Genomic DNA, 22,584 nt, shown 5'->3' with positions numbered 1-22,584 from the left:
GTCCAATGACAGCAATTTATCGGATAACACCATGTTGAATCAGCTCGAAGCGGAATTCCCCGAGCATACGCCCCGTCCTTCCGGCGCGCCAAACGCGCTGGATGGCATCAGGGTGATCGACTTCTCGCACTTCATCGCCGGACCGTTCGCGACGATGATACTCGCCGATATGGGAGCGGAGGTCATCAAGATCGAGGTGCCGGGCCGCGGCGATGATCTTCGCCGCTACCCACCCATGGACAAGGAGCTCGGGCTCGGCGCCCCGTTTCTCTGGACCAACCGCAACAAGCGCAGCGTCGCGCTCGATCTCAAATCGGAGAGCGCGGTCGCGATCGTGCGGGAGTTGATTGCGACGGCGGACGTGATCGTCGAGAATTTCTCGACGGGCGTCATGGAGCGCTTCGGACTGGATTACCAAAGCTGCCGCAAGATCAGGCCGCAGATCATTTATTGCTCGGTCTCGGCCTACGGCCGCGACGGGCCGTTTGCGGATCGGCTGGGTTTCGATCCGATTGCCCAGGTCGAAAGCGGCTTCGTATCGATGAACGGCTACGCCGATCGCGAGGGCGTACGGGCCTTGTCGCCGGTCATGGATATCAGCACGGCGATGATGGCGAGCAATGCGATCCTGGGCGCCCTGGTTGCTCGCGAACGCACCGGCCTCGGACAGGCGGTCGAGCTTTCGCTGTTCGACAGCGCCGTCCTGATGACCGGCTACGCAACGATGCAGCATCTGTTCACCGGCGCGAATCCTCAACGGGGTGGAAACACCAGTCCGGACACGTGCCCGTCCGGCGTGTTTCAGGCCAAGGACTGCGCGTTCTACATCAATTGCGGAAACGACAAGATATTTCAGCGTCTGATGTCGCAGGTCCTTGATCGCAGGGATTTGGCCTCGGCCGAGATCTACGCGACGGGGTCTGATCGGATCGGGCGTCGCGACGAGCTGTTTGCGCTTCTCGGCGAAGCATTTGCGCAGCAACCGTGGGAGCACTGGCAGGCGCGGATGAGGGCCGCCGGCATTCCCCACGGACAGGTGCGAAGCGTGGGAGACGCGATCCGATCCCCGGAGGCCAGGGAACGGCGGATCGTCACGCGCATTCCGCACGACAGGGTGGGATGGGTGCCGAATGTCAGCCTCCCGATCCGCTATTCAGAGACGCCTATTGCCGATCCTGTCGCAGCTCCCGCGGTCGGGCAGCATACTGAGAGCGTGCTTCGCGAATTGCTTGGTTATGACGACAGGCGGATGGCAAGCCTGGCGGAAGCCGGAGCGTTCGGTCCGAATGCGCCGCGAGGCAGCAAGGCCTGATGTCAAAGCCCGGTGACCAGCGGACGCTCAGGGGCCGCGTTGCCGTGGTCGGCATTGGCGAGACCGATTATTATCGCCACGGCACGTCGCCGGATCCCGAGTTCAAGCTCTCGTTGAAAGCCATTCTCGCCGCGTGCAAAGACGCAGGACTTGATCCGCGTGACATCGACGGCTTCTCGTCTTACAGCGACGATCGAAACGAAGCCTCGCGGCTGGCCTCAGCGCTCGGTACGCACCGGCTTCGTACGACGACCATGCAATGGGGCGGCGGAGGAGGCGGCTGCTGCGCCGCGGTGGCCAACGCCGCGGCCTCCATTGTGGCCGGGCTGGCCGACTGCGTCGTGGTGTTCCGCGCATTGGCGCAGGGCCAATATGGCCGCTTCGGACAGGTCGGCGGCATCGAGACCATTTCCGGTGAAAAGGCCTATCTGATGCCGTATGGCGTCCTGGCGCCGCCGCAGCGTTTCGCGATGAAGGTGCAGCGCTACATGCACGAGCATGGCGTAAGCCAGGCGGCTTTGCGCGCGATCGCGCTCGCGTCGTATCACCACGCCCAGTCAAACCCGCGCGCTGTCATGCATGGCAAGCCTCTCGACATCGAAAAATACGATGCCTCGCGCTGGATCGTCGAACCGTTTCATCTTTACGATTGCTGCATGGAGAACGACGGCGCCGCCGCGCTCGTCGTTGTTTCGGAGGAGCGTGCGCGGGAGTTTCGGCAGAAGCCGGTCTTCGTGCTTGGCGCGGCCATGGGCGCAGGACACCGCAGCGGAGCCGTTCCCCACAATGCGCCGAACTACGCCAGCGCGGGCTTCGACACGGTTGCTCCCGACCTTTATCGCATGGCCGGGCTAGGCCCTTCCGATGTCGGGACGGTTCAAGCCTATGAAAACTTCACCGGAGGTGTCGTCATGGCGCTCGCCGAGCATGGTTTCTTCGAGCCCGAGCAGACCAATGATTTTCTCACACTCGAAAATCTCACCGCGCCATCGGGGCGGCTTCCCCTCAACACCAGCGGCGGCAATCTTGCCGAATGCTATATGCACGGCCTTGAGCTCGTCCTCGAGGCCGTGCGCCAGGTCCGCGGCACCTCGACCAACCAGGTCGAGCGGAAAGACGTGGCCCTGGTGATCGCCGGGCCCATGGTCACGCCGGTCAGCAATCTGCTTCTTGGTTCGGAGGCGACCCTATGAGCAGCCCCGAGATGCCGAATTATCTGGCCGACGGTTTGCCGATCCCCGTGCCTGAGCCCGACGGTCTGTCCGCGCCCTACTGGAGCGGATTGCGGAAAAACCGTCTCCTGGTGCAGCGCTGCAGCCGTTGCCGCTCATGGCAGTTCGGCCCGGAATGGATCTGCAATGTTTGCCATGCCTTCGATCCCGACTGGACCGAGATCGAGGCGCGGGGCCGCATCTTCAGCTGGGAGCGCGTGTGGCATCCCTCGCATGCCTCTCTGCGCCAGCACGTGCCCTATGTCGCGGTGCTGGTGGAGATCCCCCATGCCGGATCGGTGCGGATGGTGGGCAATCTCCTGGGTGATCCGCTGCAACCGGTGAAGATAGGAGCCGCGGTCGAAGGATGTTTCGAACATCATCCTGATTCCAGCACTCCCTATTCCCTGTTGCAGTGGCGCATGTCGTCGCCAGGAGGCAAGCCAGCCAGCGGAATGCCAATAGATCGTTCGTAAAACGCGCACGAAGGGGCTGAAAGCTTCCCAAGTTGGACGGAACTTCGCCGAAAGGAGCCGCGCATCGGGAGTTAAGCTGCCCTCCCGACGCATCGCAACGCCACCGATCTGGCGCGGCGGTAAATCCGCTGGGGCGATTGCGATTCCAGCCGAACCGAATCAGCTCTTAAGTTCGTCAAGGGATATCGACCGCCCCCGATCCTGTAGGTGGGAGTGGAATGTGGTGCGACAAATGCCCATTCGCGGCCGGATAAGCGCAGTAGTGCGATCCATAAGTCATTGATTGTATTTGACCCGTGGCTGACTCTTAATCAGCGGGTCCCAGGTTCGAGCCCTGGTGCGCCCACCAAGCTTTTGAATAGCTTAGATACTTTGCGAGCCGGCCATTCCGACAGGCGGTCAGCGGCTAGTCCGACAAACCGGCTGCGTTCGTTGGCTCGTCGCGGCGCTTTTTGGTGCCCGAGATGAGCTGCTTGCGTGGGCGTTTCGCATAGGTCGGCAACTGCCGCGACGAACGGTGTCGACCAGCTGCACGCAGTTCGGCGTCCGTTAAGTCGCTGTCTGCTCCCTCGGTGAAGCCGCCATGCCGGAACGAGGTAAACGACGATTCCTTCCTAAGGCCGGCGGCTCGGATGATCTCCTTCGACATCGCGGAGGTAGCGGAGATCTTTCTTTTCGGTGATCCATGGCATCGGGGTGCGGGACCTACGATGCGCGTGGTCCCGCCGAAAGACGAGGCCGGAGATTGTCGTCTTTTTAATCTCGTCAAGTTCGGCCATCAGCTCGGGGAACAGCGCCTCGCCCGCCTCGTCGAAGAGCGGCCACCATGCTTCCTCTCGATTCTTGGGGTGTACGATCTTGACGCTGTTCGGACGCTCCTTCGGGCGGTAGTGCCAGATCTCGAAGGCGCCGAAGACGTGCTCTTCCCGTTGCAGCCATTCCCAGGTTACGAGTGCTGCGGTCGCGACAGAGCGATATCCTCGATCGATCGCGGCAGCACGGAAGGCGACGAGTTCGTCCCATGTCGCTGTCGGCGTCTCCCGTACGGCCTGGCCTGGCGCGCGAGCCTTGAGCCCCATTCGAGAGAACGGATTGATGGCAGGGACTTTCTTCTCTTCCGCACGCTGGCCGACAAACCATGCGCGCCAGCACGCAACCATGGCAACGTTGGCGAAGCGCCGACGCTCACGCTTCACGATGCTGCCGTCGGGTTTCTTTTCCTCAACGACCAGCAGCTTCGCGTAGACAATGTCTACGAATCCTTTTGTGAAATCTGAGATCTGCTTTGAGCCGGCTCGGGTGCCATCCTTCAGCCTGTGGTTGGCGAATAGCGACAAGCCTTGCTCATAAAGACGCTTTGTCTTGTGATCGATCTCCTTCCACTTCTGGTGCGCCTTGAACACGCCCGCTAGCCGGTCAAACGATCCCGGCGTGACGGCTGCCGGCACCATGTCCGTCAGGCCGCGAGATCGCCAGCTATCGAAGGCCGGCAAGAGGACGTTCTCCGCCCGATCGACGGCGGCCCCGTAATCCTGCGCCAATGCGGTGCGAGCCGCTCGTACTGCACAATCCTAAAGGGCGCGGCTGTGTGCCGATCGCCATGTGCCGCGGGTTGAGGTGGTGAAGCCCGTGGTCCGTGTGGAAGGCATTAATTGCCGCCCAGGCTTCTCTGACCCGCCACCTTCCGGAACACTTCGAACATCGCAGCTATGATCTGATCCGGGCTGGATGGGCCTTTATTCGAAAACCACTGAGGGGCCCAGTTGAAGGCACCAAAAATTGCGAATGTGAACATCTTGGGATCGTCCACGAAAATAGTGCCGTCCCGCCGGCCATCATCGACAATTTTGCGGACAGTGATTTCGTACTCCTTCTTAAGCGCTCGCAGCCGGCGTCGCGATTGCGGGTTGAGCGAACGGTCGCTGATGAGAGCCAGACACACCCCAAACTCGGATAGAATAAGTCTGCCGTACATCGTGAAGAACTGCGCAAGACGATCGATCGCCGGGAGTTTTGCGCCTTGATCACGGGATAGCGCCTCGTTTAAATCCGCCAGGCCCGTGTGCGCTATATCGTAGAGCAATTCCTCCTTGCTTTCGATGTAGTAGTAGATCGTCGGTTTGCTGACATGAAGCGCTTCGGCAATCTGGTCGATCGTTGTCTCGTGGAAGCCGCGGTCGGCGAACAGAACCGCGGCCTGTTTCAGGATGAGGCGACGCTTCGCTTCATGCTGCTCCTGGCGCAAGTCGACGCTTTCCCAAACATTGGGACGCTTGCGACCAGCAGGCTTCTTCGACATTCGATTGCTTCCCCAAGTTGCGGGAGCGACGCACCGTCGCACGTCGAATTCAATGCACATTATCCAGTCAAGGTTCAAGTCGCTGATTCTATCGGCCCTTCCTTTTCCTTGACAATTACCCGAAAGTAAGAGACATCCTACTACAAAGTAGAACAATACGCTCATAGAGTTTTATTGGGAGGTTTTCATGGATCGCCGCACGTTTTTGATGAGTTCGGCAGGCGCGACGCTGGTGGCTTTAAACCCAGCGACGAGCGGCTTGGCCGCGGATGAACCCGGCGAATTCCACATCGCGGGCATTCTCGCGTTTTCCGGAGCCTACGGCATTATCGGCAAGGACATGCGGCAGGGTGTGGAATTGGCCATTGCCGATCGCGGAGGCAAGGTGCTTGGCAAACCCATTCGGGTGTCATGGGAAGACGACGAGACCAAACCGCAGCCCGCGGTTCAGAAGGCAACCCGCGTGCTGGCAGGCGGCGCCCAGATGATGTTCGGGGCGGTTGGATCGGCGTCGACCCTGGCCCTGCAGGGGCTCGCCGACCAGCGTAAGATACCGCTGCTCGTCACCATCTCGGCCGACGACAAGATCACACGGCCCAATGGTTCCCGCTATACTTTCCGCACATCCAACACGCTCGGCATGGAAATCCGTATGTGTGTCGAGTTCGCGAAGGTGAAGGGACTGAAGAAGATCTACGGTGTGACCGCCGATTATCAGGCCACCCGCGACGGCTGGGACTTGTTCGTCAACGAAGCCAAGAAAGCGGGTATCGAGATAGTCGGCAACGACTACGCGCCGCTCGGTAACCGTGATTACTCCGTCATCGTCGATAAAATGGCCAAGTCCGACGCCGATGGCATCGCCGTCATTGTCACGGGCAACGACGCGGTCACCTTTCTCAAGCAGTCGGGTCAGGTTGGCCTCAACAAGAGCAAGGTACAGTTCGGGCCGGTTCTGCAGGACGAGACGCTTGCTGCGGGCGTCGGGCCTGCGTCGGTCGGTGTTTATTCCGGTGTCCGATACCATTTCAGCGTCGACAACCCCGCGAACAAGAAGTTCGTCGAAGCCTACCGCGCAAAGTACAATGAATGGCCTTCGAGCTTTGCCGGCGAAGCTTACGACGGCATAAGCTGGTGGCTTGATGTGGTCGACTCCACTGGAAGCTGGGATCGCGAAACATGGGTGGATGCCTTCGCAAAGAGCACGCGAGACAACTCGCTCGAGGGCAAGAAGGTCATGCGCGCCTGCGATCACCAGGCGGCGCAGGTAGGTCTATGGGGCGTAGTAGTTGAAGGACAGTCGCCCTTGCCGCCGCTGACAATGAAAATCACGGAAGTGTTCGACGCGGCCAAATTGTTCGACGCCTGTTGACCTGCACCAGGCGCGCCTGCAACGGGCGCCTCACCATTCGATACGAAATGCGGATCTCTGACGTGTCGACGATCGTTATCGGGTTGAGTTTGAGCTTCCTGTTGTTCCTGCTGGCGGCGGGTCTGACGCTGATTTTCGGCATGCTGGGCGTGATCAATTTTGCCCACGGCGCCCTGTACATGCTTGGTGCTTATGTCTGCTACCAGATCGTCCACTGGACTGGCTCATTCTGGATCGGGCTTGCGATCGCACCGATTGTCGTCGCTGCGCTCGGGGCGGCGATGGAGGTGACGACGTTGCGGCCGGTCTACGGCCGCGATCACATCTATCAGTTGCTGCTCACGTTCGGCTTCATTCTCGTTATCGAGGAATCGGTCCGATTGGTCTGGGGCCTCGACTACAAGCAGGTGCCGACGCCCGAGCTGTTTTCGCAGCCGATTGCGATGCTGGGCAGCCAAATTCCGTCCTATCGCCTTTTCATCATCGGCTTCGGAGCCCTTGTCTCGGCCTTGTTGTTCCTCCTGCTCGATCGCAGCCGGCTCGGCATGGTGATCCGCGCCGCCAGTTCGGACTCGGAAATGGCACAGACGCTGGGCATCAATGTGGCTCGCGTGCGCACCGCGGTGTTTGCGCTCGGCTCCGGGCTTGCTGCGCTTGGCGGAGTCGTGGCGGCACCGCTCGTGCCGATCGAACTCGGTATGGGCTTCAGCGTGATCATCGATTGCTTCGTGGTGGTGATCATCGGCGGTCTGGGAAACATCAAAGGCGCTATCCTCGCCGCACTTCTTCTGGGTATGGCGCGCGCGGCCGGATTTACCTATGCGCCCGAATGGGTGGAGCTGATCACCTTTGTGCTGCTCATCGTCACACTGATGACCAGGCCATCGGGCTTATTCAGCCGCAAGGGACGTTCGGCATGAACGTGCTCCGTCCCAGTCAGATCCTCATGGCGGCGGTTGTCGTTGCCATGATCGTCGTCGCGATCGTGTCGGCCAACGAGGAGAGCCTGAACCTGGTCAGCCTGATTCTGATCTGGGGTCTCTTCGCCGTCGGCTTCGACCTGATCTTCGGGATGGCCGGGATGTTGTCCTTCGGCCACGCTGCCATGTTCGGCGCCGGCGGATATGCCCTGGCGTTGCTGGCAGCCCAGTTCGGATTTGCGCCCGCGCTCCTGGTGGCTGCCCTTGCCGGAGCGATGCTGGCCTTTCTGCTCAGCGTCTTCGCGCTACGCGTGTCAGGCTTGTTCTTTTCGCTGCTGACGCTCGCGCTCGCGCAGCTCATCTATATCCTGGCCAGCACGAAACTGCGTGCGTTCACCGGCGGCCTGGACGGCATTCCCGGTGTTCCGCGGCCGGTCATGTTCGGCATCGACTTCTACGACAATCGCAACTTTTTCTACTTTCTCATCGCAGTGTTCGTTGTCGGTGTGGCGATCATGGGGGTATTGCGGGTCTCGCCCTTCGGAAACGCGCTGAAAGCAGTGCAGGCCAACGACGTTCGGGCCGAGCAGATCGGCTACAACGTGCAGCGTCTGCGCCAGTGTGCGTTCATGATATCGGGCGCCTATGCTGGCGTGAGTGGCGCGTTGATGGCTTCGCTGATGTTCTATGTAAGCCCGCAGATGCTGCACTGGAGCACCTCGGGCGACGTGCTGATCATGACATTGCTCGGCGGCAAGGGAACGTTGCTCGGCCCTGTACTCGGCGTAGGGGTCTTCGAGGTCCTGAAGGAAGAACTGAGTCAGTTTACCCAGCACTGGTATGGCATTCTCGGCATCGTCTTCATTTTCTGCACAATCTTCCTGCCGAATGGCATAGCCGGTCTGTTCGCGGTGCTCGGGCGGATCGGAAAAGGTGCCTCGAAATGAGTGTGAGCACCGGCATTTCGTTGCAATGCGAGAATATCCTGGTGGCGTTCGGCGGTCTCAAGGCGGTCGCCGGCGTCAGCCGTAGTTTCGAGTCCGGGCGTATCTACGGTTTGATCGGGCCGAATGGCGCCGGCAAAACCACGCTGATGAACGCCTTGTCGGGCCACGCCACCCTTAGCGGCGGGAAGGTGATCCTCAACGGGCGGGATATCACGAATCTTTCCGTTCATGCCCGGACGCGTGCCGGCCTGGGCCGCAGTTTCCAGATCACAAAGATCTTCTCCGGCATATCGGTGCTGGAGAACCTGAAACTTGCGGCCTTCGCGCATCTGTACCGCGTTCAGCCGTTCTGGATGCCGGCCGGCCGCTTTGCCGACGTTCGGCAGAATGCCGAAAAGGCACTTGAGCAGATTGGGCTGGAGCGACTTGCGCACGCTCCGGCCGAGAATCTCTCGCACGGCGACCAGCGGGCCCTCGAGGTCGGCCTCGCGCTTCTCAGCGATCCCAGCGTATTGTTGCTCGACGAGCCTCTCGCCGGCGTCGGCCACGAGCGTCTCGATCAGGCGATCGAACTGATACGGCGCATCGTCGTGGGACGAACGGTTTTGCTCATAGAGCATAACATGGACGTCGTGATGCAGATCTCCGACGAAATCGTCGTGATGGTTCAGGGCCAGTTGCTGGCGTCGGGTTCTCCTGCGGAGATCAAGTCCAACCAGGCCGTACGCGCAGCCTATCTCGGGAACGACGAATGAGTGCGCTGGCTCTTCAGGATTGCGATGTCTTTTACGGCAAGGCCCAGGCCCTGCATCATGTGTCGATCGACGTCGCCGCAGGAGAGGTCGTTTCGCTGATTGGCCGTAACGGCGCCGGCAAGAGCACGCTATTGAAGGCCGCTATTGGTCTCAACGCCGTGCATCGCGGACGACGGCTGATGGGTGATCGCGACATCACCGCGCTGAAGCCTTTCGAACTTGGACGACTGGGTCTTGCATTCGTTCCGGAGAACAGGCGCATCTTCCCCAATCTATCTGTCGAAGAAAATCTGAAGATCGCGACCGTGATGGGCCGCAAGGGGCCGTGGTCGCTGGAGCGCATCTACCAATTGTTCCCTCGCCTGCAGGAGCGGGCAACGCAGGGTGGCGACACGCTTTCCGGTGGCGAACAGCAGATGCTGGCGGTCGGCCGGGGTTTGCTGACCAATCCGGAAGTCCTGCTACTCGACGAGCCGACCGAAGGGCTCGCGCCGCTCATTGTCGACCACCTTACCGAAGCCATCCGCACCATCAACGCGGAAGGCGTTGCAATCCTCCTTGTCGAGCAGAACCTGAAGGTTCCGCTCAAGCTCGCGCGCCGGCAGTTTGTCATCGACAATGGACGTGTGGTCTGGTCGGGCACGACCGCCGAACTGCAGGCCGACCGCGCCCGCATCGAATCCCTCATCAGTGTCTAGGAAGAAGCCATGACCGACGTTTTCATCATTGGAGTTGGCATGACCCGGTTCGGTCGCCACCTCGACGATCGGCTCGAGTCGATCGCGCGTGGAGCTGTTGAAGAGGCGATCGCCGATGCCGGAATATCCCGCAACGATGTGGAAGCCGCGTTTTTCGCCAATACGGCGCAGGGCGTCGTGGAGGGGCAGCATCTGGTGCGCGGCCAACTCGTTCTGCGAGCGCTCGGCTTCGAGCATATTCCGGTAATGAACGTCGAAAATGCGTGCGCCAGCGCGTCGACGGCGCTCAATGCCGCTTTCGCCTATGTCGCATCCGGGCAGGGCGATATGGCGCTGGCTCTCGGCGCGGAGAAGATGAATTCGAAGGACCGGGAGATATCCTTTGCGATCTTCGACGGGGCGTGGGACGTGCATGATGTGGAAGGCAGCATTCGCCGCCTTACAGAGCTGGGCAAGGACCTCGCTTTGCCGCCGGGCGCCGGGCAAAACAGCGGCAAGCGCAGCGTCTTCATGGATGTCTACTCGTCACTCGCGCGCTACCACATGCATCGCTTCGGAACCACCCAGCGCGACATCGCCGAGGTATCCGCCAAGAACCATCGCCATTCGACGCTCAATCCCAAAGCCCAATACCAGGATTCGATGACCGCTGACGACGTTCTGGCGGCCCGCGAGGTGTCCTGGCCGCTGACGCTGCCGATGTGCGCTCCGATCAGCGACGGCGCGGCCGCGGCCATCGTGTGTTCGGCGGAGAAGGCGCGCGCGCTCGGTGCGACGCGGGCCATCCGCGTCGCTGCCTCGGTACTCGCTTCAGGATCCGACCGGGAGGCCGACGACCTTGAAAGGCACCTTTGTCGGCTTGCGTCCAAACGCGCCTACGAGATCGCAGGGGTGGGCCCCGCCGACATGTCGGTGGCGGAGGTCCACGATGCCAGCGCTTTCGCGGAGTTGCACCAGGCCGAACTGCTCGGCTTCACGCCCATCGGCGATGGCGGCCGTCTGGTGCGCGACGGTGAAACCGCGCTCGGTGGCCGCATTCCCATCAATGTCTCCGGCGGCCTGGAGTCGCGAGGACATCCCATCGGCGCCACTGGTCTTGCGCAGATCTACGAACTCGTCACGCAGCTTCGTGGCGAGGCGGGCGCTCGGCAGGTTGAAGGCGCGCATCACGCCATTGCCGAAAACGGCGGTGGCTTTCATGGTTACGAGGAAGCAGCCGCCTGCATCACGATCCTCGAACGTTGAGCGCCAGTCATGCGGTTAATTGATTTCTTCGATCGCGGCGTCAGCATCGATCCGTCGCGCACCTGCCTGAAGGACGCGACCGTGTCTCGCAGCTTCCGCGAGGTGCAGCTTCGTAGTTATCGTATCGCCAACGCGCTGGCGGCAGCCGGGCTGCGGCCTGGCCAGATGGCGGCGGTCTATAGCCCGAATGCGGCGGCGGCCTTCGAGTGCATCCTTGGCATCGTGCGCGGTGCCAATGTCTGGGTGCCGATCAATGCCCGCAACACTGCGGACGAGAATGCCTATGTCCTCGACAATTGCGATGTCGAGGTCTTGTTCTATCACAGCGAATTCGAAGCCAATCTGCAGGTGTTTCGCAAGGATTGTCCAAAGATCAAGCTCTACGTCTGCATCGACAAGGCCGGTGCGAACGCTCCATTTCTTATGGACTGGATCGCGGATGCGCCGGAGAGCGATCCCGACATCCCGGAGGATCGGGACGCCGTCATATCGGTTTTCTCCTCCGGAGGGACGACCGGTCGCCCGAAGGGGGTGCTCTGGACCCACTTGGTCTGGGAAACCATGATTTCGAATTTCTTCACTTCGATGCCCGTGAAGAAGCCGCCCATCCATCTCGTCGTCGCGCCGATGACACATGCGGCTGGTGGCATTGGTATGATGCTGATGGCCGCAGGTGCGACACAGGTCATCCTGCCGGGCTTCGACGCTGCAAAGGTGGTGAATGCCATCGAAACCGAAGGCGTCACTCACCTGTTTCTTCCTCCGACGGCAATCTACGTGCTGCTCGGCCATCGAGGACTCAAGCAACACGATTTCTCATCGCTCGAGCATTTCATTTACGCCGCCGCCCCCATGTCGGTCGACAAGCTGAAGGAGTGCATCGAAATATTCGGACCGGTCATGACGCAGACCTTTGGCCAGGCCGAAGCTCCGATGCTGTGCACGTTCTTGTCACCGCAGGATCATTTGGTCATTGGCGATCCCGGGAAGGAAAAGCGCTTGGCGAGTTGCGGCCGCCCGACCCTTCTGACGCCGGTCGAGATCATGGACGATGACGGGAAACTGCTGCCGGCCGGCGAACGCGGCGAGATCGTCGTCAAGGGGAACCTGGTGATGCCTGGCTACTACAAGAATGCGGAGGCCACCAAAGAGGTCTCGACGTTCGGCTGGCACCACACCGGCGATATCGGCTTCAAGGACGATGACGGTTACGTCTACATCGTCGATCGCAAGAAAGACATGATCATCTCGGGAGGCTTCAACGTTTACCCGAGCGAGATCGAGCAGGTCATCTGGGGGCACCCGGCAGTGCAGGACTGCGCCGTGATCGGCGTACCGGACGAAAAATGGGGCGAGGCGGTGAAGGCTGTCATCGAGCTCAAGCAGGGCACGAGCGCGGATCCCGAAGAGATCATCGCGCTCTGCAAGTCGAAACTGGGCAGTGTGAAGGCGCCGAAATCGGTCGAGTTTTGGGAGAGCCTGCCACGCAGTCCGGTTGGAAAGGTCCGGAAGAAGGATATCCGCGAGACTTTCTGGAGAGGACGTACGCGCGTCATCTGAACGGGGAAACGCCGATGAATATCGCCATCGTGCTTGCCAATGCGGCGAAGGCTTTCGCGGAGCGACCGGCGGTCTGTCTCGGCCGCAAGACGGTCCACAGCTATGCGCAACTCTTGCAGCGCAGCGCTGCTCTTGGCGAAGCCTTTCGAGGCCGCGGGTTTGCGCCGGGCTCACGGGTGGGCGTGTTCCTGTCCAACCGTCCGGAATATTTCGAGATTCTGTTCGGTGCGTGGTTCGCAGGCCTCGTGGTGGCACCGATCAATGCCAAGCTGCATCCCAAGGAGCTCGCCTATATCATCGAAAATTGCGCCGCATCGGTGCTGTTCACCGATATCGAGGGCGGCCTGTCGCAGCCGGGCAATGTCGTCGATGTCGATGGCGATGACTATCGCGCGATGCTCGCAACGGCGCCTTCCGATTGCCTGCCAGCATCCGTTGGGCCGGAAGACACTGCGTGGCTCTTCTACACCAGCGGCACCACCGGTTATCCGAAGGGCGCGATGCTGACCCATCGCAACCTCTACAACATGACGACGAGTTTCCTGGCCGACATCGGGGCTGTCGATGAAACCGACGCTGCGCTCTATCCGGCGCCGCTGTCGCATGGCGCCGGGCTGCTCGCGCTTGCCCATCTGGTGCGGGGTGCGGCCAATGTCGTGCCCGAAAGCGGAGGATTTCAACCTGACGAGATCGTCGATCTCATCAACCGCTTTCCCGGTAGCTCGTTCTTTGCCGCGCCAACGATGGTCAACCGGCTCGTCACGTCACCGTCCCTGGCAAATCTCAAGGTAGAGAACCTCGACCAGATCTTCTACGGCGGTGCGCCAATGTACGTGGAGGACCTCAAGCGGGCTCTGTCAGTGCTCGGCCCGCGCCTCTGGCAAGCCTATGGCCAGGGTGAGTCGCCCTGCACGATCAGCTATCTGCCGCCCCACATGCATCTTGATATCGGCGACGGCCGTCTCGACGAGCGGCTTTCCTCGGTCGGTATCACGCGCACCGGCGTCTGCGTCCGCGTGGTGGATGCAGAGGGAAACGACGTGCCGCCAGGTGAGAACGGTGAGGTCATTGTGGCCGGCGATGTCGTCATGGCCGGCTACTGGAACAACCCATCCGCGACGGCGCAGGCGCTGCGGGACGGATGGCTTTGGACCGGCGACATCGGCACGTTCGACATGCACGGTTTCCTGTACCTCAAGGATCGCTCGAAGGACGTTATCATCTCCGGCGGTTCCAACATCTATCCGCGCGAAGTCGAGGAAGTGCTGCTGCGCCATCCGGCCGTTACCGAGGTCAGCGTCATTGGTCGCCGCCACCCGGATTGGGGCGAGGAGGTCGTCGCCTTCGTGGCCTCGTCTACACCTGTGACGGCCGAGGAACTCGATGCCTTTTGCATCGATCACATCGCACGTTTCAAGCGGCCAAAGTCCTACCGGTTTCTGCCAAACCTGCCGAAGAGCAACTACGGAAAAATCCTCAAGACCGAAATCAGGAAGCTCATCGAGAGCGAAACTACCGCCTCGCCGGGCGAAGAGCAAAGGAGCGCATGATGACCACGATCGTTGCAGGCGTCGGAATGATTCCGTTCGCGAAACCGGGCGCGTCCGCTCCTTACGACGCAATGGGCGAGCAGGCAGTCAAGCTCGCGCTTGGGGATGCAGGCCTCGGCTACGACGCCATCGAACAGGCCTATGCGGGCTTCGTGTACGGAGATTCGACCGCTGGCCAGAAGGTCCTGTATCGAGTCGGCATGACGGGCATTCCCATCGTCAACGTCAACAATAACTGCTCGACCGGATCCACCGCGCTGTTTCTGGCCCGACAGGCGATCGAGAGCGGTGCGGCCGAATGCGTCCTGGCCGTCGGCTTCGAGCAGATGCGCCCGGGCGCCCTGGGCTCGATATTCGAAGACCGGCCATCGCCGTTCTCGGATTTCGACCGGGTGACAGATGAACTGGTCGGCCATAGCGAGATTCCACTGGCGCTGCGCTACTTCGGCGGCGCCGGCAAGGAGCACATGGAAAAGTACGGCACGCAGTTGTCGACCTTTGCCAAGATCCGCGCCAAGGCAAGCCGCCATGCCACACGAAACCCGCTGGCACTTTTCCGCAAGGAAATGACAGAGGGCGACGTCATGCAGGCGCCGGTGATCTGGGAAGGCGTGATGACGCGCTCGATGGCGTGCCCGCCGACGTGCGGCGCGGCCGCAGCCGTGCTGGTCTCCGAAGCCTTCGCGGTGCGACATGGTTTGAACGACAAGGTCCGCATCCGCGCGCAGGCCATGACGACCGACCGGCCGAGCACCTTCGATACGCGGGACATGATGCGGGTCGTTGGCTTCGACCTGTCCAAGTCGGCTGCGGAGAAGGTTTATGAAAAAGCGGGCGTGGCACCGGAGGATATTGATGTCATAGAACTGCACGACTGCTTCGCGCAGAACGAACTCATCACTTACGAGGCGCTCGGCCTCTGCGGTGAGGGTGAGGCCGAAAAGTTCGTCATCGACGGCGACAACACCTATGGCGGGCGTTTCGTCACCAACCCGTCCGGCGGCTTGCTCTCGAAAGGCCATCCACTCGGGGCGACGGGCCTCGCCCAGTGCTACGAACTCGTCCATCAGCTTCGCGGTACGGCGGAGGCGCGGCAGGTCGATGGCGCGCGCTTGGCCCTTCAACACAATCTCGGCCTCGGCGGCGCGGCGGTTGTGACGCTCTACGAAAAGCACTGAAATCAGACTCGGGAAGTAACGGTTGGATGTCGCCGCGGCTCAAGGACAAGATCGCGTTCGTCATGGGAGCCGGCTGCGTCGGTGAAGGTTGGGGAAACGGCAAGGCGACGGCGGTCCTCTTCGCGCGTGAGGGGGCGACGGTGGTCTGCGTCGACCGCGACCTCGCATCGGCCCAGCGTACCGTCGCGATTATTCAAGGCGAGGGCGGCAAGGCCGAGGCCTTGCGCGCCGACATCACATCATTTGCGGACATCGACTCAGCTGTCGGCGGTGTCATGGCCCGTCATGGGCGCATCGATATTCTTCAGAACAATGTCGGCATCGCCGAACCCGGCGGCCCGGAGATGGTTGATGAGGCAAGCTGGGACCGCGTCGTGTCCGTGAACCTGAAGGGGTTCTTCCTGACCTGCAAGCGCGTGCTTCCGGAGATGGTACGGCAGGGGAGCGGCGCCATCGTCAATGTCTCCTCGATTGCATCGATCACGACGATCAGTGTGCCGATGATCTCCTATTACTCCTCGAAAGCCGGTGTGAACCACTTCACTCGGGCTATTGCGGTCGAATACGCATCGAAGGGAATCCGCTGCAACGCGGTTCTTCCCGGCCTGATCAACACGCCGATGATCGTCGAACCCTATAAGGATGTCTACGATTCTGTGGACGACATGATCGCAAAGCGCGATGCCATGGTCCCGATGGGTAAGATGGGCACGGCATGGGACGTGGCGCATGCATCCTTGTTTCTCGCCTCGGACGAAGCCAAATATATCTCAGGCGTGCTTCTGCCCGTCGATGGTGCGCTCACGTGCCGAACTGGATAACCTCGCTTGAACGACCGCTTCTGGCGGATTGTGTTGAAAAAGTCCGTGAACCAATCGTTTGGGATAGATCGAAGAGACAAGCGCACGCGAGCCTCTCTGGTGCTCAGGCGAGCTTCAAAGCAGGCGGCAGGATCAGCTTTGCCAGCTCGGCGGTTCTGAGCGGTGGCCGCCAGGAGGAACTCGTCCCGAGCACCAAATGGGCCTCTCAACCTGGGGTGATCGAGGCGTAGGATGCGCTTCAGGTGTGCGAACAGCATTTCGATCTTCTTCCGTTGACGGCGCGACTTGACGTAGGCATCGGTCTTCGCGATGTCGCGCGCAACGTCTCGGGCCTGTTCGTGGATTGAACGCGGAACCTTGCGGGCAGGCATTTTCGGACAACACCGCGGCTTCAGTTCGCAAGCATCGCAGTCGTACTTGCTGGCGCGGTAGAGCAGTGTTGCCCCGTCATTCACCAGAGTGCTCAGTACCTTGCCGGCTGGACAGACATAGAGATTGTGCTCCTGGTCGTAGGCGTCGGCGGCGCCGCGCTGCGGCTGACGCGTAAGGAGCTCGATCCCGCGCTGATGTCCGTGGTCGCCGCCGCCGCTAAACGCATTACGGCAGTACACAACCTGCCGCGCGAAGAGGGTTGATCATTTCCAATCACCTCGAAATCACCTGAATTTCGAGTCCTTGCCGGCCATGAAAAGTGGTACACAGCGGGTAGTCGCAAACCTCCGGCGGCCTTTTCGGGAATGCACTATTTCTTGGGGTTTTTGGAGCGCCAGCGGCCTTCGGTCGAGAATCCCCCTCTCCGCGATCCCAGCGTTCGCATGTGTTCGCGGCCAAGCTGCATACGATGGTTCGATTCCCTTCGCCCGTTCTACCTGAAATGGTCCTGCACTTAGCCGGCTTGGTGCCGATGCTGGGGTGATTGTTGAGCGCAGTCTGTCAATCGGCGTGGGGTCCGCGCGCCGATCGGCGAAGTTAACCCATTGACCAAACTGACAGCAGAGGGGTCAATCTTGAGCGCCTGTTGACACTCACCCTGAAATGACAGTCGAGAGGCGACGCTTCCGATTGAAGTCGGAATGAGACGAATAGCAATAGCCTTGTTGGCAGTTGCGGGAAACCGGAGGTCACATGCTCCTTGCGCTTCCGCGCTAGAAAGGATCCACTACGCCCCGCTTGGGAAATCCTCCGCTATAGCGGTTCGTGGGCCCCACTTCTGAGCGGGAGGAGCGTACGCTCTAAAGGCATCTAATATCGGCTCGATCGCGTCGTGAACTATGGGCATTGTTGCGTGTTCCGCGCGCATGAATCCTTGCCTGACTGCTCCTTGCAGCATCAAGAGGAGCGGATCGAAATAACCGCCGACGTTCTGTAGAGCGCATGGTTTGGGATGAAGCCCGAGTTGAGCCCAGGTCCATTGCTCAAAGATTTCTTCCGGGGTTCCGGCCCCGCCGGGTAAGGCAATGAAACCGTCGGCCAATTCGGACATGCGGGTTTTTCGTTCATGCATCGACTCCACGATATGGAGCTCAGTGAGGCCGCAATATGCGATTTCTCTCTGATGAAGGTGCCGCGGAATTACGCCGACAACCTCTCCGCCGGCTGCAATTGCTGCATCGGCTACGGCTCCCATCAAACCAACGTATCCTCCGCCTGTAACAAGGCCGATCTGGTTCTCGGCCAGGAAAGTTGCGCGTAGCGCTCGTCTGAACAAGGCGCGGAGTGCTTTCAGCTCGCGTGGTCACTCGCCCACGTGGCGACCTCCGCGTGCGTCGCAAACCACACATCGCCCTTGGCCTTCGCATGCCGGATCAGCTCCTCCAGGATCCAGATGCGCGAGCGATAGCCAGAGATGTGGGGGTGCATCGTCAGCTGGAAGATGCCGCCATCCTCCCAGGCCGCGTCGAACTCGCGGCGGAAGATGTCGAAGACATCCGTCGGCGGTGTGTGAGGACGCAGCGACTGGAAGCGGTGCATCATGAAATAGACCGCATCGTCGCGCACCCATTCGACCGGAAGCTCGATCACGCCGGCCGGCGCGCCGTGGAGCAGCAGCTCGTAGCAATCCTCGTCGGCCATCAGCGATGAATCATACAACAGGCCGAGCTCCTGCTCGATCTTCAGCGTCGACGGACTGAAATCCCAGGAGGGGGTGCGCAGACCGACCGGCCGCACGCCGGTGATCTGTTCGAGCGTGTCGGCTGAGCGGAACATCAGCTCACGCTCGACCTCATAGGTCAGCACCGAGTTGAGCTCGTGGATCCAGCCATGAATGCCGATCTCGTGGCCTTCGGCGACGATCCGGCGCTGCTCGTCAGGATGCAACAGCGCCACCACGGCCGGGACGTAGAAGGTCGCGGGCACGCCGTGCTTCTTGAGCAGCGCCAGGATGCGCGGCACGCCGACGCGCGCGCCATATTCGCCCCAGGCCATGCGGCCGATCGACTTGCCGCCGTCGCGCAGCTCGCTGGTCTCGTGGTCGCTGTCGAACGAGAAGGCGACGGCGCAGCGCGCGCCGTTCTTCCAGGTCGCGGGGCGCAGCGAGCGGCCCGCGCGCACCTGGTTCACCAGCGTGCGCCAGTGCGGCTCGGGCCACTGCCACGGTTGCATCTCGGCGATCTCGGTCATGGGGTCCTCGTCTATCGGGATGAGCGATGCGATGGTCATTTGGTCGAAGCGGCGGCCAGGGGCAGGGTCGGAACGGCGGCAAGAAGCCGGCGCGTATAGGCCTGCGACGGTGCCTGGTAGATCTCGCTCGTCCGGCCCTGTTCGATGATCTGGCCCCGATACATCACAGCGACGCGGTCACAGAGATGGCGCACCACAGAGAGATCGTGCGAGATGAAGATGAAGGACAGGTCGAGGTCGCGGCGCAACTGGATCAGCAGGTTGATGATCTGCGCCTGGATCGAGACGTCGAGCGAGGCCACGGGCTCGTCGCAGATCACGACGTCGGGCTGCATCGCGAGCGCGCGGGCGATGGCGACGCGCTGGCGCTGGCCGCCGGAAAACTGGTGGGGGTAGCGATCGGCAAAGCCCGGGTCGAGCCCGACCGCGGTGAGCCATTGCGCGACATAGCCGTCGGCACGCGACGGCTTGATCAGCCCATGGGCGAGCGGACCCTCGGCGATGATGTCTCCAATTCGCATGCGCGCGTTCAGCGAGGAAAACGGGTCCTGGAACACCGTCTGCACCGCCGTGGTGATCTTGCGCGGGGTCCTGTCCTTGCTCATCAGCGGCGCTCCGCCCAGACGTACGGAGCCCGAGGTCGGCACGATGATGCCGGCCGCGATCCGTCCCAATGTCGACTTGCCGCTGCCGGACTCGCCGACCAGGCCGAGCACCTCGCCGCGGTTGAGCGTCAGGCTGACGCCGTCGACGGCGCGAACCGGGCTTTCCGATTCGACAAGCCCCGCTCTGACCGCGGCCGAGCTGACAAGCCCGGGTGTCTTGCCGAACTGCTTGCTCACGCCGTCGAGGACCAGGAACGGTTCTCCGATGGCCGTTGCCTGCGCCTTGCGCGGCTGTCGCGGCGGCGGCGCGGCATCGCGCACATCCGCGCGGCGCGCCAGCAGATGTCCAGGCGTGGAGCGTGACGGCAGCGCGTTGAGCAGTCTTTTTGTGTAGTCATGCTGCGGGTTTGTGAGCACGTCGCGCGTTGCGCCGAGCTCGACGATGCGGCCGGTCTCCATCACCGCGACGCGCTGCGCCAGGGAAGACACCACCGCGAGGTCGTGGCTGATCCAGATCAGGGCGGTGCCGACCTTGGCCACCAGATCCTTCATCTCGGCAAGGATCTCGGCCTGGATCGAAACATCGAGCGCGGTCGTCGGCTCGTCGGCAATGATGAGCTTGGGACTGTGCAGTAGCGCAATCGCGATGGCGACGCGCTGGCGCATGCCGCCGGAGAACTGATGCGGATAGAAATCGACCTTGCGCTGCGGCTCTGCGATGCGGACGAGGGCCAGCGCGTCGATCGCGCGTTTGCGGGCCTGCGCAGCCGAGAGTCTCTCGTGCGCCTGCAGGGCCAGTCGGATCTGCGTGCCCACCGTCAGCACGGGACTGAGCGTCATCAACGGATCCTGGAAGACCATGGAGATGCTCTTGCCGCGGATCTCGCGCAACTCCCGGGCCGATAGGCCGACCAGCTCGCGTCCTTGCAGCTTGACCGAGCCTGCGACGATGCGGCCGGGTTCGTCGAGCAGCCCGATGATCGAAAAACCCGTCATCGTCTTGCCGGAGCCGGACTCGCCGACGAGCCCGAGAACCTCGCCTTTGCCAACGCTGAAGGAGACGCCGTCGACGGCCTTCACCAGACCGCGCGAAGTCGGAAAATGCGTCTTGAGGCCGGTGATGTCGAGAAGGGGGGATGTCACCGCTTGAGCCTCGGATTAAGCTGTTCGCGGATCTGGTCGCCGACCATGTTGATCGCAACGATGAAGAAGATCAGCGCGAGGCCTGGATAGATCGAGATCCAGTAGCGGCCGGACAGGAGATATTTGAAGCCGTTGGCGATCAGCATGCCGAGCGAGGGTGCCGTCGGCGGCAGGCCGACGCCGAGAAAGGACAACGTCGCCTCCAGCGAGATCGCGCTCGCGACCTGCACCGTGGCGACGACGATGAGCGGGGGCAGCGCGTTGGGTAAAATATGGCGGCGGATCACGCGCCATGAGCTGAGCGGAATGGAGAGCGCCGCCTCGATATAGTCCTTGCGCCGCTCGGCGGCCGCGGCGCCGTGTGCGGTGCGGGCGAAATAGGCGTATTGCGCGAAGACCAAGGCCAGGATCAGCTGGGCCTTGCCCTGTCCGAGCACGGCGGCGATGACGAAGGCCAGCAGCATGGCCGGGAACGACAGCTGCAGGTCGACGATGCGCATCACCAGGCTTTCGATGCGACCGCCGAGAAAGGCGGCGCCGCAGCCGACCGTCGCGCCGATGGCAAGCGCAAGTCCAGTGGCGATCACGCCCATCTGCAGCGAGATGCGCAGGCCATAGGCGACCGCTGACAGCAGGTCGCGCCCTTGCGCGTCCGTGCCCAGCCAATGCGTGTAGCCGTCGGTCCCGACGTAGCCCGGCGGCCGGCGCGCATCGCGCAGCACGAGATGCGACAGGTCGTAAGGATCCTGCGGCATGATCAGCGGCGCTGAGAGCGCGAGTCCGACCAGCACCAGGATGATCACCGCCGACACGACGGCCATGCGGTTGCGCGAATAGTCACTCCAGAATCGATACAGGCCGGACTCTCTGGACATCATGCGCCGGCTCTCCTCAGCCGCGGATCGAGCAGGAGATAGGCGAAGTCGACCGCCAGATTGATCAGCGTGAACAGGAGCGTGACGAACATCAGGTAGGCCACCATGACCGGACGATCGAGCGAGGTGATGCTGTCGATGATAAGCTTGCCGAGACCCGGCCAGGAGAAGATGGTCTCCGTCACCACCGCGAAGGCCAGGGTGGATGCAAGCTCGAGTCCGAACACGGTGACCAGCGGAATCGCGATCAGCCGCAGCACGTGGTGGCGCAGGATGGTCCATTCGGACAGGCCGGCGGCGCGGGCGAACTTGATGGTATCACTCATCATCGCCTCGCGTGTCCCGGCCTGCGCCAGGCGGATCATCAGCGCGAACTTGAACAGCGCGAGATTGAGCGCGGGCAAAGCGAGGTGGCTCCAGCCGTCCAGCGTCAGAACGCTCCACTCGATGCCGGCGATCGATTGCGTCGCGCCGCGGCCGCCGGCGGGCAGGCAGCCGCACTGCACCGCGAAGGTCATGATCAACATCAGGCCGAACCAGAAGGTCGGCACCGAGAAACCGAGCGTCGACAGTGCCATGATCGTCTTGGCGGGCACGCCGTGCGGCCGGTATCCCGCATACATGCCAAGGGGAATGCCGATGAGGCTGGCGATAGCGACGGCGGTCAGCGTGAGCTCGGCCGTCGCCGGAAGGCGCGACAGGATGAGCTGGCCGACCGGCATGTTGTAGACGAAGGAGCGGCCGAAATCGCCCTGCAGCAGCCGCGATAGGAAGGTCAGGTATTGCCGCCAGAGCGGCTGATCCAGGCCGTATTGGCTGATGACGGCCGTTCTGATGTCCTGCGTGGCTTCAGGCGAGATCAGAACGTCGATCGGATTGCCGATGGCAAAGACGCCGCAGAACACAAGGATCGACATCGCGATGATGACGATCGTGGCCTGCCACAGCCGCTGGGTCACAAAGCCGATCATGACCGGCTGTTCCGCGGCTCCGAG

21 protein-coding genes and 1 pseudogene are annotated in these 22,584 nt (G+C 61.8%); 14 read left to right on the top strand and 8 right to left on the bottom strand.

Annotated elements, in window-relative coordinates; all coding sequences use genetic code 11:
- Positions 1-31 precede the first annotated feature (31 nt).
- Genes ABIB91_RS30980 through ABIB91_RS30970 form a run of 3 tightly spaced genes read left to right on the top strand, consistent with a single transcriptional unit; the run spans position 32 to position 2,999 of the window.
- Complete coding sequence (locus tag ABIB91_RS30980) at positions 32-1,312, top strand: CaiB/BaiF CoA transferase family protein (protein WP_354170175.1); 1,281 nt, start codon at positions 32-34, stop codon at positions 1,310-1,312.
- Entirely contained in the window at positions 1,312-2,505 is a 1,194-nt protein-coding gene (locus tag ABIB91_RS30975; RefSeq protein WP_354170177.1) for a thiolase C-terminal domain-containing protein, read from the top strand. The genes ABIB91_RS30980 and ABIB91_RS30975 overlap by 1 nt, the downstream gene beginning before the upstream one ends.
- Positions 2,502-2,999, top strand: a complete 498-nt coding sequence (locus ABIB91_RS30970; protein WP_354170179.1) for a Zn-ribbon domain-containing OB-fold protein — start codon at positions 2,502-2,504, stop codon at positions 2,997-2,999. Before ABIB91_RS30975 ends, ABIB91_RS30970 begins: the two co-directional genes overlap by 4 nt.
- Before the next feature lie 614 nt (positions 3,000-3,613).
- Here ABIB91_RS30970 and ABIB91_RS30965 read toward each other — a convergent pair.
- Positions 3,614-4,492 (bottom strand): hypothetical protein, encoded by an 879-nt coding sequence (locus tag ABIB91_RS30965; RefSeq protein ID WP_354170181.1) that lies wholly within the window; start codon positions 4,490-4,492, stop codon positions 3,614-3,616.
- A 155-nt stretch (positions 4,493-4,647) separates the two neighbouring features.
- Positions 4,648-5,298 (bottom strand): TetR/AcrR family transcriptional regulator, encoded by a 651-nt coding sequence (locus ABIB91_RS30960; RefSeq protein WP_354170183.1) that lies wholly within the window; start codon positions 5,296-5,298, stop codon positions 4,648-4,650.
- 187 nt (positions 5,299-5,485) lie between these two features.
- On the opposite strand from ABIB91_RS30960, the gene ABIB91_RS30955 reads away from it, so the two are divergent.
- The 10 genes from ABIB91_RS30955 to ABIB91_RS30910 are packed head-to-tail and all read left to right on the top strand — an operon-like array spanning position 5,486 to position 16,344.
- Positions 5,486-6,670, top strand: coding sequence for an ABC transporter substrate-binding protein (locus ABIB91_RS30955; RefSeq protein WP_354170185.1), 1,185 nt, complete (start codon positions 5,486-5,488; stop codon positions 6,668-6,670).
- A 47-nt stretch (positions 6,671-6,717) separates the two neighbouring features.
- On the top strand, positions 6,718-7,590 hold the full coding sequence (locus tag ABIB91_RS30950) for a branched-chain amino acid ABC transporter permease (protein ID WP_354170187.1): 873 nt from the start codon (positions 6,718-6,720) through the stop codon (positions 7,588-7,590).
- 47 nt (positions 7,591-7,637) lie between these two features.
- The gene (locus tag ABIB91_RS30945) at positions 7,638-8,537 is read left to right on the top strand and encodes a branched-chain amino acid ABC transporter permease (RefSeq protein ID WP_354170189.1); all 900 of its coding nucleotides are present in this window, start codon (positions 7,638-7,640) and stop codon (positions 8,535-8,537) included.
- On the top strand, positions 8,534-9,292 hold the full coding sequence (locus ABIB91_RS30940) for an ABC transporter ATP-binding protein (RefSeq protein WP_354170190.1): 759 nt from the start codon (positions 8,534-8,536) through the stop codon (positions 9,290-9,292). Before ABIB91_RS30945 ends, ABIB91_RS30940 begins: the two co-directional genes overlap by 4 nt.
- A gap of 59 nt (positions 9,293-9,351) precedes the next feature.
- Entirely contained in the window at positions 9,352-9,990 is a 639-nt protein-coding gene (locus ABIB91_RS30935) for an ABC transporter ATP-binding protein (protein WP_354170192.1), read from the top strand.
- Between the two features lie 9 nt (positions 9,991-9,999).
- Positions 10,000-11,235, top strand: coding sequence for a thiolase family protein (locus ABIB91_RS30930; RefSeq protein WP_354170194.1), 1,236 nt, complete (start codon positions 10,000-10,002; stop codon positions 11,233-11,235).
- 9 nt (positions 11,236-11,244) lie between these two features.
- A complete protein-coding gene (locus tag ABIB91_RS30925; protein ID WP_354170196.1) occupies positions 11,245-12,795 on the top strand; it encodes an AMP-binding protein in 1,551 nt (516 codons plus the stop codon).
- A 14-nt stretch (positions 12,796-12,809) separates the two neighbouring features.
- On the top strand, positions 12,810-14,345 hold the full coding sequence (locus ABIB91_RS30920) for a class I adenylate-forming enzyme family protein (RefSeq protein WP_354170198.1): 1,536 nt from the start codon (positions 12,810-12,812) through the stop codon (positions 14,343-14,345).
- Positions 14,342-15,523 (top strand): lipid-transfer protein, encoded by a 1,182-nt coding sequence (locus tag ABIB91_RS30915; protein ID WP_354170200.1) that lies wholly within the window; start codon positions 14,342-14,344, stop codon positions 15,521-15,523. The genes ABIB91_RS30920 and ABIB91_RS30915 overlap by 4 nt, the downstream gene beginning before the upstream one ends.
- 26 nt (positions 15,524-15,549) lie before the next feature.
- Positions 15,550-16,344, top strand: a complete 795-nt coding sequence (locus tag ABIB91_RS30910) for an SDR family NAD(P)-dependent oxidoreductase (RefSeq protein WP_354170202.1) — start codon at positions 15,550-15,552, stop codon at positions 16,342-16,344.
- Between the two features lie 103 nt (positions 16,345-16,447).
- On the opposite strand, the pseudogene ABIB91_RS30905 reads toward ABIB91_RS30910, so the two are convergent.
- Positions 16,448-16,856, bottom strand: a pseudogene (locus ABIB91_RS30905) (transposase); the annotation flags it as partial.
- Between ABIB91_RS30905 and ABIB91_RS30900 the strand changes: the two are divergent.
- Positions 16,842-16,979, top strand: coding sequence for a hypothetical protein (locus ABIB91_RS30900; protein ID WP_354170242.1), 138 nt, complete (start codon positions 16,842-16,844; stop codon positions 16,977-16,979). The pseudogene ABIB91_RS30905 and the gene ABIB91_RS30900 sit on opposite strands and share 15 nt — an antisense overlap.
- Before the next feature lie 524 nt (positions 16,980-17,503).
- On the opposite strand, the gene ABIB91_RS30895 is transcribed toward ABIB91_RS30900, so the two are convergent.
- Genes ABIB91_RS30895 through ABIB91_RS30875 form a run of 5 tightly spaced genes read right to left on the bottom strand, consistent with a single transcriptional unit; the run spans position 17,504 to position 22,560 of the window.
- Positions 17,504-18,052 (bottom strand): LOG family protein, encoded by a 549-nt coding sequence (locus ABIB91_RS30895; RefSeq protein WP_354170204.1) that lies wholly within the window; start codon positions 18,050-18,052, stop codon positions 17,504-17,506.
- A 14-nt stretch (positions 18,053-18,066) separates the two neighbouring features.
- Positions 18,067-18,966, bottom strand: a complete 900-nt coding sequence (locus tag ABIB91_RS30890) for a polysaccharide deacetylase family protein (protein ID WP_279664056.1) — start codon at positions 18,964-18,966, stop codon at positions 18,067-18,069.
- 35 nt (positions 18,967-19,001) lie between these two features.
- Positions 19,002-20,714 carry a dipeptide ABC transporter ATP-binding protein gene (locus ABIB91_RS30885; RefSeq protein WP_354170206.1) on the bottom strand — a complete coding sequence of 571 codons (1,713 nt, stop codon included), beginning with the start codon at positions 20,712-20,714 and terminating at the stop codon, positions 19,002-19,004.
- Positions 20,711-21,592 carry an ABC transporter permease gene (locus tag ABIB91_RS30880; protein ID WP_502917027.1) on the bottom strand — a complete coding sequence of 294 codons (882 nt, stop codon included), beginning with the start codon at positions 21,590-21,592 and terminating at the stop codon, positions 20,711-20,713. The genes ABIB91_RS30885 and ABIB91_RS30880 overlap by 4 nt, the downstream gene beginning before the upstream one ends.
- Positions 21,589-22,560, bottom strand: a complete 972-nt coding sequence (locus ABIB91_RS30875) for an ABC transporter permease (RefSeq protein ID WP_354170208.1) — start codon at positions 22,558-22,560, stop codon at positions 21,589-21,591. Before ABIB91_RS30875 ends, ABIB91_RS30880 begins: the two co-directional genes overlap by 4 nt.
- Between the last annotated feature and the right edge of the window lie 24 nt (positions 22,561-22,584).

The organism is Bradyrhizobium sp. JR4.3 (genome assembly GCF_040547695.1).
GTDB lineage: Bacteria > Pseudomonadota > Alphaproteobacteria > Rhizobiales > Xanthobacteraceae > Bradyrhizobium > Bradyrhizobium canariense.
The sequence above is the reverse complement of the archived record's forward strand: the minus strand, read 5'-3'. Positions and strand labels throughout refer to the sequence as shown.